This window comes from Xanthomonas sp. BRIP62411 (assembly GCF_003993525.1).
Lineage (GTDB): Bacteria > Pseudomonadota > Gammaproteobacteria > Xanthomonadales > Xanthomonadaceae > Xanthomonas > Xanthomonas euroxanthea.
Genome location: NZ_QEZI01000005.1, coordinates 203,259 through 215,942, shown reverse-complemented (window position 1 = coordinate 215,942; position 12,684 = coordinate 203,259). Strand labels below are relative to the sequence as shown.

Below are 12,684 nucleotides of genomic sequence, written 5' to 3'. Positions count from 1 at the left end.
TGGCCGCGCTCAGCCCAGCTCGCCCCGGTAGCCGGTATCGATGCTGATGCTGCCGCCCACCGCGCGCGAGACGCAGGCGCACAGCTTGCGGTTCTCGCGGCGCTGTTCGTCGCTGAAGAACACATCGCGGTGATCGATATCGGCCGCGCTGTCCAGCACCTCGACCGCGCACAGCCCGCATTCGCCACGCCGGCATTCGGCGATCAGCTCCACCCCGGCGTCGGCCAGCGCATCCAGCATCGATTCGTTCTCGGCCACCGGCACTTCCAGCCCGAGCCCGGGCAGCTTGACCACGAAGGCCTGCGCCGGCACCCGCCCGCTGTTGCCGAAGGTTTCGAAATGCAGCCGTGCGCGCGAACGCCCGGCCGCGTGCCAGTGCTGGCGCACCGCTTCGAGCATGCCGAGCGGGCCGCACACGTACACCTCGGCAGTGGGCGACAGCCGCGCCAGCTCGGCAGCAAGCTCCGGCCGGCCGGCATCATCGTCGCAGTGCAGTTGCAGGCGCTCGCCGAGCAGCGCTTCCAGTTCGTCGACATAGGCCATTGCACGGCGCGTACGTCCGACATAGAGCAGGCGGAACGCGCGGTGGCGGCGCGCCAGCCGCTGCGCCATGCCGATGATCGGGGTGATGCCGATCCCGCCGGCGATCAGCAGGATCTCCTCGCCGCCTTCATCCAGCGCGAAGTTGTTGCTGGGCGGGGAGATCTCCACCACATCGCCGGGCTGCAGCGTCCACATGTGCCGCGAGCCGCCACGGCTGTCGGGCATCTGCCGTACCGCGATCTGGTAATAGCCGTCGGCACGCGGCTCGCCCACCAGCGAGTACGAGCGCACGTCGGCGCGGCCATGCAGCTGCAGGCGAAAATCCAGATGGCTGCCGACCTCGAAGCCGCGTGCCGCGGTGCCCGGGTCGAGCACGATCTCGCGCACGCCCTCGCAGGCATCGGCGATGCTGACGACATGGGCGCGGTGCCACTGGGTGTCTTTACGCATGGGGAACTCCAGGCAGAAGGGCGGGCTGGCTGCTGCCAGCGGTGGCGGGATGGGCGCGGCCGATCAATGCACCACCGCGCACCCGGGTGATCGCCGCCGGGGTCTGCAGCACGTGACGCAGATTGCGATGGGCCAGCCGTGCGTGTTCGCGCATCAGCGCTTCGGCACGCGCGCCCTGGCGGTCCTCGATGGCGGCGATGATTTCGCGGTGCTGGTCCTGCGCCAGGGTCAGGATCAGCCGCGCCTCGGTGCTGGTGGTCTGCGCCATGACCAGGCTGTTGGGCGAGGCGAACGGCAGCTGCAGCACGCGGGTGAGTTCGCGGCCCAGTACATCGCTGCCGGCCATGGCCACCAGCAGCGCGTGGAATTGCGCATTGGCCTGCACGTACGCGCTGAAGTCGATGGCCTGCAGCGGCGGGCCGACGATGCCGTCGAGCGTGTCCAGCAACTGGCGTGCCTGGGCCAGTGCCGCGGCCGATGCGCCGCGTTCGGCCGCGATGCGCGCGGCCAGGCCTTCGAGCGTGCCGCGCAGCTCGATTGCATCGTGCACGTCGCGTTCGCTGAAGGCCTGCACCGCATAGCCGCCGCCCGGCAGTGCGCTGGCCAGGCCTTCCTCGCACAGCCGCTGCAACGCCGCGCGTACCGGGGTGCGCGACATGCCCAGCCGCTGCACCACCGCCAGCTCGGACAGGCGCGTTCCGGCGGGCAGGGTGCCGTCGAGGATCAGTTCGCGTAGCGACAGCAGCGCACGCGTGGTCTGCGCGGCACTGCTGCGAAACGGAGTGGTGGGCGACATACGGAGCTCCCGGCGCGCTGCCTCAGCCCACCATGCGCAGCGACAGTTCCTGCGCGCGCTGTTCCTGGGCGATCAGCCGGTCGATCACGCGGCGTGCCCACATCCCGCCGGCATCGACGTTGAGGTTGTAGAAGGTGTGATCCGGATGCGCGTCGATGGCGCGTTGCTGCGCTTCCAGCACCGCCTCGTCCTCGCCGAACACGCCGGTGACGCCTGCGCGGGTGAGCGTGGTCAGGGATTGATCGTGCAGCGCGTAGTTGCGCATGAACGCCCAGAAGTAGTGGCAGGTGGTGTCGGTTTCGGGCGTGATGGTATTGAGCACGTAGCCGTTGACGCCCTGGCTGCGGTCGCCCTCCGGCGCGCCGGTGCCGGCGATGGCCACGCCGACATCGATGGCGATGGTGCCGGGCGCTTCGAAGCGGATGATCTGCCAGCGGTCGACCTTGCCGCGGTAATCCAGATGGCGCGCGATCTGGCTGGCCCAGAACGGTGGCGCGTCGATATTGCGCATCCAGCGCGACACCACCACCGAGCGGTCGCCATGCATCACCTCGAACGGCGCTTCGGCGATCTCGTCCTGGCCGATGCTGGAGCCATGCACGAAGGTCTCGTGGGTCAGGTCCATCAGGTTGTCCAGCACCAGCCGGTAGTCGCACTTGGCGTAGATGGTGCGGCCATCGCCGGCCCAGGCGGGGTCGTGCGCCCAGTGCAGGTCGGGAATCAGGCGGGTGTCGGCCTGCGCCGGGTCGCCCGGCCAGATCCACACATAGCGATGCTTCTCGGCCACCGGAAAACTGCGCACGCATGCGGAGGGATTGATGGTCTCCTGCGAGGGCATGTGCACGCAGCGGCCCTGGCTGTTGTAGACCAGCCCGTGATACCCGCACACCACATCGTCGCCGCGCAGCTTGCCCATCGACAGCGGCACCAGGCGATGCCAGCACGCATCTTCGAGCGCGATCACCGCCCCGGCGGTGCTGCGGTAGACCACCACATCCAGGTTGCAGACCTTGCGCGGGGTCAGCGCGTGCTTGATCTCGTGGTCCCAGGCGACGGCATACCACGCGTTGAGGGGAAACAGCTGCTTGGACTGGGACATGACCGTGACTCCTGGGGTTTGTATACAACCTGGGGTGCGGATCGGCAGTGGGGCGCCGGCTGGCAACCAGTTGACGCCCATGCCAGCGCTGGCGTCTGCTTGCAAGCGAAGTTATGTATACACCGGAGACAATGTTGGAGCGTCAGTCGCGCAACGAAATTGTGCGATTATCGAATTAATGCACCGATAATCGCATTGACCGGGCCGTGCAGCTGCGCCTAACGTGACCACACGCTCGCTGCGCAGGACCCAGGCAATGGCCCAGATCGTCCCCCTTTCAGAAGCAGTGTCCCAGCTGATCGCCGATGGCGACTGCGTGGCGATGGAAGGCTTCACCCATCTGATTCCGCATGCGGCCGGCCACGAGGTGATCCGCCAGCGCAAGCGCGACCTGCACCTGGTGCGCATGACCCCGGACCTGATCTACGACCAGTTGATCGGCGCCGGCTGCGCATCGGCATTGCGGTTTTCCTGGGGTGGCAATCCCGGCGTCGGCTCGCTGCACCGGTTGCGCGATGCGGTCGAACACGGCTGGCCGCAGCCGCTGCAGATCCGCGAACACAGCCATGCCGACATGGCCAATGCCTACGTGGCCGGTGCCTCGGGCCTGCCGTTCGCGGTGCTGCGCGGGTACGTCGGCTCGGACCTGCCGCGCGTCAACGACAGCATCCGCTTCCTGCAATGCCCCTACACCGGCGAGACGCTGGCCACCACGCCGGCGGTCAACCCCGATGTCACCGTGATCCATGCGCAGCAGGCCGACCGCCGCGGCAATGTGCTGCTGTGGGGCATCCTGGGCGTGCAGAAAGAGGCCGCGCTGGCCGCGCGCAAGGTGATCGTCACGGTGGAGGAGATCGTCGACACGCTGGAGGCGCCGCCCAACGCCTGCATCCTGCCGCGCTGGGTGGTCGATGCGGTCTGCCACGTGCCCGGGGGCGCCGCGCCCTCGTACGCGCATGGCTATTACGCCCGCGACAACCGCTTCTATCTGGCCTGGGATGCGATCGCGCGCGACCGCGCACGCTTCCAGGCCTGGATCCAGACGCACATTCTCGACACCGACGATTTCGCAGCGTTCCAGCGCGTGTACGCGCACTCGCTGCTGCTGCAGGTGGCCGCATGAGCGACTACAGCACCAACGAGATGATGACCGTGGCGGCGGCGCGGCGCCTGCCCGATGGCGCGGTGTGCTTTGTCGGCATCGGCCTGCCGTCCACGGCCGCCAACCTGGCGCGGCTGACGCATGCGCCGGATGCCACCCTGATCTACGAATCCGGCCCGATCGGCGCGCGCCCGGATGTGCTGCCGTTGTCGATCGGCGACGGCGAACTGGCCGACACCGCCGACACCGTGGTCTCCACGCCGGAGATCTTCCGCTACTGGCTGCAGGGTGGCCGCGTGGACGTGGGCTTCCTGGGCGCGGCGCAGATCGATCGCCATGCCAACCTCAACACCACGGTGATCGGCCCGTACGCGGCGCCCAGGACGCGGCTGCCCGGCGCAGGCGGGGCACCGGAGATCGCGGCCAGCGCCAAGCAGGTGTTCATCATCATGCGCCAATCCACACGCAGCTTCGTGCCCGCGCTGGACTTCGTCACCACGGTCGGGCATCTGGACGGTGGCGATGCGCGGCAGCGTGCCGGCCTGCCCGGCGCCGGCCCCAGCGTGGTCGTCACCAACCTGTGCGTGATGGAGCCCGACCCCGTGACCCGCGAACTCACCGTCACCGCGCTGCATCCCGGCAGCACCCGCGAGCAGGTGCGCGCCGCCACCGGCTGGTCGATCCGCTTTGCCGACGCTCTGGCGCAGACCACGCCGCCCAGTGCCGCGGAATTGCAGGCACTGCGCGCGCTGCAGGCACGCACCGACGCGGCGCACGGCAAACAGGCAGCCGGAGCCGAGGCATGAGCGCGGTCTATCTGATCGATGGCATCCGCACGCCGATCGGCCGCTACGGCGGCGCACTGGCCGGGGTGCGCGCCGACGACCTGGGCGCGGTCCCGATCGCCGCGTTGATGGCACGCAATCCGCAGCTGGAACCGGCGCTGATCGACGATGTCTACCTGGGCTGCGCCAACCAGGCGGGCGAAGACAATCGCAATGTCGCGCGTATGAGCCTGCTGCTGGCGGGCTTGCCCAGCTCGGTGCCGGGCAGCACGCTCAATCGCCTGTGCGGTTCCGGGCTGGACGCGGTCGGCACGGTGGCGCGCGGCATCCGTGCCGGCGAACTGGGGCTGGCGATCGCCGGCGGGGTCGAGTCGATGACCCGCGCGCCCTGGGTCATGGGCAAGGCCGAGAGCGCGTTTGCCCGCACCCAACAGCTGGAAGACACCACGATGGGCTGGCGGTTCGTCAATCCGCGCCTGCAGGGTGCCTATGGCGTGGAGCTGATGGGCGAAACCGCCGAAAACGTCGCCCAGCGCCACGCCATCGCGCGCGAAGACCAGGATGCGTTCGCGCTGCGTAGCCAGCAACGCGCCGCCGCCGCACAGGCAGCGGGATTTTTCGAGGGGGAGATCACCCCGGTGCCCGTGACCGCACGCAAAGGGGGCGAGGCGACCGCTGTCGATCGCGACGAGCATCCACGCCCGAACACCACCGCCGAGATGCTGGCCAAGCTCAAGCCGGTGTTCCGCCAGCCCGGCACGGTGACGGCCGGCAATGCGTCCGGTCTCAACGATGGCGCTGCCGCCATGTTGCTGGCATCCGAGCAGGCCGTGCACGCGCATGGGCTGACCCCGCGCGCGCGCGTGCTCGGCTTCGCCTCGGCGGGTGTGGAGCCGGCCTACATGGGGATCGGCCCGGTGCCGGCCACGCAGCGCCTGCTGGCACGCCTGGGCCTGGGCATTGCGCAGTTCGATGCGATCGAACTCAACGAAGCCTTTGCCGCGCAGGTGCTGGCCTGCACGCGCGCGTTCGGCCTGGCCGACGATGCCGCGCACGTCAACGCCAATGGCGGCGCCATCGCGCTGGGCCATCCCCTGGGCATGAGCGGCGCGCGGCTGGCACTGACCTTGTTGCGGCAACTGGAAGCGGTCGACGGGCGGCTCGGGCTGGCCAGCATGTGCATCGGGGTGGGGCAGGGCGTGGCGCTGGCAATCGAGCGCGTGTAGTGCGCCGATTGCAACCGCCGCTGCCGTGACCGCACACCCACGTCTTGATCCTGCCGCAGCGCCACCGATGGAGATCCCGCATGCGCGACCCCAGCTCTGACACACCGATCGATCCGCTGCTCGGCTATCGCCGGCCGCGGATCGGCACGCAGCCGGCCTACCTGCATCCGCCCTACGCATCCACCGCATTGCGCGGGCCTACGCGCGCGCCAATCGAGATCCCGGCCACGCTGTCGGAAGTCACCGGCCCGCAGTTGAATCGGCTCACCCTGGGCGCGCATGCGGCCGACCTCACTGCCGGCTTTGCGGGCGAGCCGCTGGGCGAGCGCATCATCGTGTCCGGCCGCGTGCTCGACGAAAACGGCAAGCCGGTGCGCAACAGCGTGGTCGAGGTGTGGCAATGCAATGCCGCTGGCCGCTATCAACATGCCGGCGATCGGCACGACGCACCGCTGGACCCCAACTTCCGCGGCACCGGCCAGGTGCTCACCGACGACCACGGCCATTACGCGTTCAAGACCATCAAGCCGGGCGCGTATCCGTGGCGCAATCACTACAACGCCTGGCGGCCGGCGCATATCCATTTTTCGCTGCATGGCGATGGCATCGGGCAGCGGCTGATCACCCAGATGTATTTCCCCGGCGACCCGCTGCTGGCGCACGACCCGATCTACAACTGCGTGGACGATGCGCTGGCACGCGAACGCATGGTGTCCCGCTTCGACTGGGAAAACGCGGTGAGCGAATACGCGCTGGCCTACCGCTTCGACATCGTGTTGCGCGGCCGTAAGCAAACGGTCTGGGAGTGAATCGATGAGCCTGCACGCCACCCCGTCGCAGACCGTCGGCCCGTACTACCGGCTCGGGCTGGAGCCGCTGTATCGCCAGCAGCTCGCGCCTGCGCAGGCCGCAGGCACGCACGTGCGGGTCAGCGGTTGCGTCTTCGACGGCGCCGGCAGCCCGGTGGCCGATGCGGTGCTGGAACTGTGGCAAGCCGATGCGGCCGGCATCTATGCGCATGCCGCCGACGCACGCTGCGAGGCGCACGATCCCGGCTTCGATGGCTGGGGCCGCGTGCCGACCGACGCGCAGGGGCGTTTTTCCTTCAGCACCGTCAAGCCGGGCCGGGTCGCCGGCCCCGGCGGCGTGCCGCAGGCCGCGCATCTGACCGTGCTGGTGTTCATGCGCGGCCTGTTGCGCGGCGTGTCGACGCGGCTGTACTTCGCCGACGACCCGCAGCTGGGCAGCGATCCCATCCTGGCCCTGGTGCCGGCAGAACGTCGCGGTACGCTGCTGGCCCAGTTGCGTAGCGGCAGCGACTACGTGTGGGACATTCATATGCAGGGTGATGCAGAAACCGTGTTCTTCCACTATTGATCGCATCGTCGGCGCGCTGTTGGCTGCTGCGATGTGTCCGCATGAGCACGACGTCTGCATCCGCGTGCAGACGCTGCACGGCAAGCAACCACGTGGCAACGCGCGATGCCGTCGATGACCCGTCGCGATCGGCACGTGACCGGCGCGCGGCGCCGTGATCCGCAGCGTCAGTTGCATTGGCGAAACACGCAGGCCGCGCGCATGACCATGCCAGACAAATACGTGTGCACGCCACGCACACCTGCGTTTGCACCACGCCCCACCGCGCACGCCAGTTGGCACTCCCGCGCATCGGTGCCATGCTGCCGGCACGCCACCAGAGGCCATGCATGACTGCGACGTCTTCCCTGCTGGGATCCCTGTTTGGCGAACCTGCCTGCGACGCATTGTTCGACGATGCGGCGCGCGTGCAGGCGATGCTGCAATTCGAATCCGCGCTCGCCCGCGCGCAGGCGCAATGCGACGTGATTCCCGCCGAGGCCGCCCAGGCCATTGCGGCCGCCTGCGACGTGCAGCATTACGATCTGGCCGCGCTGGCCCAGGCCACCGGACTTGCCGGCAACCCCGCCATTCCGCTGGTCAAGGCGCTGACCGCGCGCGTGGCCGCCCACGATGCGCAGGCCGCGCGCTGGGTGCACTGGGGCGCCACCAGCCAGGACGTCATCGACACCGGCACCGTGCTGCAGCTGCGTTCCGCGCTCGACCTGCTGCTGCCGCGCCTGCAAGGCCTGTGCGCCGAGCTGGCTGCGCTGGCCGACCGCGAACGCAACACCGGCCTGCCTGGTCGTACCTTATTGCAGCAGGCGGTGCCGGTCACCCTTGGGCTCAAGGTCGCCGGCTGGCTGGATGCGCTGCAGCGCGCGCACCACCGCCTGCAGGCCCTGCAGCGCGATGGCCTGGTGCTGCAGTTCGGCGGTGCGGCCGGCACGCTGGCGTCGTTGCAGGAGCGCGGTCTCGCTGTCGCCCAGGCACTGGCAACCACGCTGGCGCTGCCGCTGCCCGCGTTGCCGTGGCATACCGCCCGCGATCGCCTGGTCGAGGTTGGCTGTGCGTTCGGCCTGCTGGCCGGCACCCTGGGCAAGATCGGTGGCGACGTGGTACTGCTGATGCAGTCGGAAGTCGGCGAAGTGTTCGAGCCGGCCGCGGCCGGCAAGGGCGGCTCCTCGGCGATGCCACACAAGCGCAATCCGGTCTCCAGCGTCGCCGCGGTTGCTGCCGCCACGCGCGTGCCCGGCCTGGTCGCGACCCTGTTCAGCGCGATGGCGCAGCCGCATGAGCGTGCCGCCGGGCAATGGCATGCCGAATGGGAGACCTTGCCGCAGATCGTGTGCCTGACCGCCGGCAGCCTGGCGCAGATGCAGGCCTGCCTGGCCGACCTGCAACTGGATCGCGCCGCCATGCGCGCGCACCTGCACAGCCATGGCGGCGCGCTGTATGCCGAGGCGGCGGTGTTCGCGCTGGCACCAAGGCTCGGCAAGGCGCAGGCGCATGCGCTGGTCGAGCGCGCGGTGGCGCGTGCACAGGCGCAGCAGCGCCATCTGCGCGAGGTGCTCGGTGACGACGCGCAGGTAGGCGCGGTGCTCACGCAGGCGCAACTGCAGGCGGTGTTCGATGTGGACAGCTGGCGCGGCATGTCCTCGGTCTGGATCGATCGCGTGCTGGCCGGTTCCTCATCCCGCTGACGGTGCTCCGATGGCTTATCTCCAGTTGCCCACGCATCGCCTGCATTACCGTCTCGACGGCACCGAAGGCCGCCCCTGGCTGACCTTCTGCAATTCGCTGGGGACCGACCTGCACATGTGGGACGCGCAGATCGCCGCGTTTGCGCCGCATTACCGCATCCTGCGCTACGACCGCCGCGGCCATGGCGATTCGGACACGCCGCCCGGCCCGTATCGCGTTGCCGACCTGGGCCAGGACGTGCTGGCGCTATGGGATGCGTTGCAGATCGCGCAGAGCGACTTCTGCGGCCTGTCGATCGGCGGACTCACCGGCCAATGGCTGGGCCTGCATGCGCCGCAGCGCCTGCGCCGGCTGGTGGTGTGCGCCACCGCGCAGAAGATCGGCAGCAGCCAGAGCTGGAACGCGCGGATCGAACAGGTGCGCAGCGAAGGCCTGCCGGGGCTGGTCGATGCGACCTTGCAGCGCTGGTTCACACCGCCATTTGCCACCCGCCATGCGCAGCGCCTGGACATGATCGTGGCCGCCTTCGTCTCGACCTCGCCGCAGGGCTATATCGCCTGCTGCCAGGCGGTGGCCGACGCCGACTTCCGCGGCGCGCTCGACACCCTGGAACTGCCACTGCTCGCACTGGCCGGCGACGACGACCCGGTCTGTCCGCCGGCCGATCTGCGCGAGATCGCCTATGCCGCCCCACGCGGCCACTACGCGCAGGTGCCCGGCCGACATATCTGCAACCTCGAATCGCCGGCCGCCTTCAACGACCGTGTGCTGGGCTTTCTGCAGGCCGACCACGTGTGACCCTCGCACGCCCAGCCCGGCAGTTGCCCCACACGCGAAGCCGGCACCTCGATCCGGCAGGTGCGACGCTCGGCATTCCCGGTCTTAGCTTGCATCTGTGCCCAGCTGACCCATGCCTGCCGCACCAGGTCGGCAACGTCGATGGCCACCACTCCAGCTGACACGTCAGCATCTACCTGCAGCCGCTGCGGATCTGCAGCGACCATTCCCGAATCCCGAATCCCCCATTCCCGATTCCCCATTCCCCATTCCCCATTCCCACGCAGGAGAGATTCCGATGCACGAAGACGAGCGTTACCAGGCAGGTCTGCGCGAGCGCCGACGCGTCCTGGGCGATGCGCATGTCGAGCGCTCGCTGGCTGCACGCACCGCGTTCACCGACGAGTTCCAGACGCTGATCACTCGCTACGCCTGGGGCACCATCTGGACCCGCGATGGCCTGCCCGCACACACCCGTTCGCTGCTGACCCTGGCGATGATGGTCGCGCTGGGCCACGACGAGGAATTCAAGCTGCACGTGCGCGCCGCGCGCAACAACGGCGTCACCCCCGAGCAGATCAAGGAAGTGTTGCTGCAGGCCGCGGTCTATTGCGGCGTGCCGGCCGCCAACCATGCCTTTGCGCTGGCCAAGCCCATCCTCGAGGAGCAGGCGGGCGACGCAGGGCCGGCAAGCGAAGGCTGACAACAACGGCGACGCGCGAGTGCAGCAGGCACGCGTCGCTGGCGCGCCAGGCGGCGATGCACCGCGATCGGTTCGTATGGCGTGCCGCTGCTAGGCCAGCAGCGCAGGTGGCGGCAAGAACGCAGATGCAATGCATCTGGTTGCGTGCTGGCGGCGCCGTGAGCACACCGGCCGGTGATGACATCGCCCATCGACGACGGGATGATGGACATGCGGCGACGGACAACCGCTTCCGTTCGCACAGGACATTCCCCACGAGGTTGCCGATGCTGCTGCGTACCGTTTGCCTGCTCTTGCTGCTGCTCGCCGCCTCCGGGCTGCAGGCACAACCGCATCCCGGGCCCGGGACCCGCCTGGCGCAGGTGCGCACCGACGATGGCCAGACGCTGGCGGTGTGGTCGCGCGTGCCGGCGCAGCCGCGCGGCACGATCCTGCTGGTGCATGGGCGCACCTGGAGTGCGTTGCCCAATTTCGACCTGCAGGTTCCCGACGAACCGCGCGATGCGCGCTCGGTGCTGGCGGCATTGGCGCAGGCCGGCTATGCCGCCTACGCGGTGGACCTGCGCGGTTATGGCGGCAGTGCGCGCGATCCCAGCGGCTGGAACACGCCCGCGCGCGCAGTGGCCGACGTCAGTGCGGTGCTGGCCTGGGTGGCCCGTCAGCACCCGCAGCTGCCGGCGCCGGCGTTGCTCGGTTATTCCAATGGCGCGCGGGTGGCGCTGCTGATCGGCCAGCAACACCCGCAGGCAGTGTCGGCGCTGGTGCTGTACGGCTTCCCGGACGATGTCGACGCAGCCCCAGACACCACCCCGGCGCCCGCGCAGCCAGTGCGTGCGCGCACCACGGCCGCGGCGGCCGGCGAGGATTTCATCACCGCCAACGCCGCCCCGCCCGGCGTGCGTGCGGCCTACGTGGCGCAGGCGGTGTCGGCCGACCCGGTGCGCACCGACTGGCGCGCGATGGAGCAGTTCGCCTTCCAGCCGGAGCAGGTGACCACGCTGCCGGTCTTGCTGCTGCGCGGCGTCGACGATCCCATCGCGACCCAGTCCGACAACGCGCACCTGTACGCACGTCTGCGCAGCCAAGACCGCAGCTGGGTCACGCTGCCGCACGCCGATCACGTGGCACATGTCGAGGACACCCACGCCGCCTGGGTGGATGCGGTGGTGAGTTTCCTGCGCCGGCCACGCTGAGCGCGCCGGCAGCCCGCTAGCTCAACAACGCGCCCAGCCGCTGCGCCGCCTGCTTCAACGGCTCCAGCAGCGTCTGCATCGTCTGCAGGCTCACGCGCCCGGCCTGGGCGCCGATGTTGAGCGCGGCGATCACCTCGCCACGCAGGTTGCGCACCGGTACCGCGATCGAGCGCAGGCCGATTTCCAGTTCCTGGTCGGTCAGGCACATGCCTTCGCGGCGCGTACGTGCCAGCACCTCCAGCAATGCCGATGCCTGGGTCACGGTGCGGTCGGTGCGCGGGCGCAGCGTGGTGCGCTCCAGGTACGCCTGCAAGGTGTCGCCGGGCAGGGCGGCCAGCAATACCCGGCCCATTGAGGTGCAATAGGCCGGCAGGCGTGTGCCCGGGCGCAGCCCGATCGACATGATGCGCACCGTTTCTGCGCGCGCCACGTACAGCAGGTCGTCGCCGTCCAGCACGCCCAGCGAGCAGGATTCGTGCAACTGGTCGCGCAGCCCGTCCAGCACCGGCTGCGCCGCCGCCGTCATCGACGAAGACGCCGCATAGGCGCCGCCGATCCCCAGCACGCGTGGCAGCAGCACGTAGCCGCGGCCCTGCTCGCCGACATAGCCCAGCCTGGCCAGGGTGTGCAGCACCCGCCGCACCGCCGCGCGCGAGATGCCGGTCTCCAGGCTGATCTGCGACATCGTCACCTCGCGCGCGTGCTGGGCGAACACGCTCAGCACCACCAGCCCGCGGCCCAGCGAGGTCATGAAGTCCGGGTCGCCCTGGGCCGCGGCGATCTGCTGCATTAACTCGTGCGGCAGGCCGCGTTCGCTACCGGCGGTGGCCGCGGCGGTGGGGCGTTTGCGTCGGCTGGAGGCGGGCTCGGGCATCGGATCGCGGGCTGGAGGGGTCCATGCATGGTAAGCGCTCACGCCGATGCATGCGCCCGGTCGCAGCTTGTGCCCG

The 12,684-nt window shown here is 69.4% G+C and carries 13 protein-coding genes; 9 read left to right on the top strand and 4 right to left on the bottom strand.

The genetic code is table 11. The features are described from left to right. Nucleotides 1–9: 9 nt before the first annotated feature. Genes EO139_RS02885 through EO139_RS02875 form a run of 3 tightly spaced genes read right to left on the bottom strand, consistent with a single transcriptional unit; the run spans nt 10 to nt 2,888 of the window. On the bottom strand, nt 10–993 hold the full coding sequence (locus EO139_RS02885) for a PDR/VanB family oxidoreductase (protein ID WP_126941560.1): 984 nt from the start codon (nt 991–993) through the stop codon (nt 10–12). Next, entirely contained in the window at nt 986–1,789 is an 804-nt protein-coding gene (locus EO139_RS02880; protein ID WP_104650581.1) for a GntR family transcriptional regulator, read from the bottom strand. The genes EO139_RS02885 and EO139_RS02880 overlap by 8 nt, the downstream gene beginning before the upstream one ends. A 22-nt stretch (nt 1,790–1,811) precedes the next feature. Further along, on the bottom strand, nt 1,812–2,888 hold the full coding sequence (locus EO139_RS02875; RefSeq protein WP_104583851.1) for an aromatic ring-hydroxylating dioxygenase subunit alpha: 1,077 nt from the start codon (nt 2,886–2,888) through the stop codon (nt 1,812–1,814). A gap of 256 nt (nt 2,889–3,144) precedes the next feature. On the opposite strand from EO139_RS02875, the gene EO139_RS02870 reads away from it, so the two are divergent. The 9 genes from EO139_RS02870 (at nt 3,145) to EO139_RS02830 (ending at nt 11,734) form a co-directional block, all read left to right on the top strand. Beyond that, on the top strand, nt 3,145–4,011 hold the full coding sequence (locus EO139_RS02870) for a CoA-transferase (RefSeq protein ID WP_126969234.1): 867 nt from the start codon (nt 3,145–3,147) through the stop codon (nt 4,009–4,011). After that, the gene (locus tag EO139_RS02865; protein WP_126969233.1) at nt 4,008–4,796 is read left to right on the top strand and encodes a CoA-transferase subunit beta; all 789 of its coding nucleotides are present in this window, start codon (nt 4,008–4,010) and stop codon (nt 4,794–4,796) included. The genes EO139_RS02870 and EO139_RS02865 overlap by 4 nt, the downstream gene beginning before the upstream one ends. Beyond that, nucleotides 4,793–6,001, top strand: a complete 1,209-nt coding sequence (gene pcaF, locus EO139_RS02860) for a 3-oxoadipyl-CoA thiolase (RefSeq protein WP_104650584.1) — start codon at nt 4,793–4,795, stop codon at nt 5,999–6,001. Before EO139_RS02865 ends, pcaF begins: the two co-directional genes overlap by 4 nt. 80 nt (nt 6,002–6,081) lie before the next feature. Beyond that, entirely contained in the window at nt 6,082–6,810 is a 729-nt protein-coding gene (gene pcaH / locus EO139_RS02855) for a protocatechuate 3,4-dioxygenase subunit beta (protein WP_126969232.1), read from the top strand. A 4-nt stretch (nt 6,811–6,814) separates the two neighbouring features. Further along, the gene (pcaG, locus tag EO139_RS02850) at nt 6,815–7,378 is read left to right on the top strand and encodes a protocatechuate 3,4-dioxygenase subunit alpha (RefSeq protein WP_126969231.1); all 564 of its coding nucleotides are present in this window, start codon (nt 6,815–6,817) and stop codon (nt 7,376–7,378) included. A gap of 299 nt (nt 7,379–7,677) precedes the next feature. Further along, nucleotides 7,678–9,060, top strand: coding sequence for a 3-carboxy-cis,cis-muconate cycloisomerase (locus EO139_RS02845; protein WP_206515110.1), 1,383 nt, complete (start codon nt 7,678–7,680; stop codon nt 9,058–9,060). A 10-nt stretch (nt 9,061–9,070) separates the two neighbouring features. Continuing rightward, complete coding sequence (gene pcaD, locus EO139_RS02840; RefSeq protein WP_126969229.1) at nt 9,071–9,859, top strand: 3-oxoadipate enol-lactonase; 789 nt, start codon at nt 9,071–9,073, stop codon at nt 9,857–9,859. Between the two features lie 277 nt (nt 9,860–10,136). Continuing rightward, nucleotides 10,137–10,541, top strand: coding sequence for a 4-carboxymuconolactone decarboxylase (gene pcaC, locus EO139_RS02835; protein ID WP_126969228.1), 405 nt, complete (start codon nt 10,137–10,139; stop codon nt 10,539–10,541). Between the two features lie 266 nt (nt 10,542–10,807). Next, entirely contained in the window at nt 10,808–11,734 is a 927-nt protein-coding gene (locus EO139_RS02830) for an alpha/beta fold hydrolase (RefSeq protein WP_164739692.1), read from the top strand. A gap of 16 nt (nt 11,735–11,750) precedes the next feature. Here the strand turns inward: EO139_RS02830 and EO139_RS02825 are convergent, their stop codons facing one another. Next, on the bottom strand, nt 11,751–12,608 hold the full coding sequence (locus EO139_RS02825) for an IclR family transcriptional regulator C-terminal domain-containing protein (protein WP_126969227.1): 858 nt from the start codon (nt 12,606–12,608) through the stop codon (nt 11,751–11,753). Nucleotides 12,609–12,684: the final 76 nt, after the last annotated feature.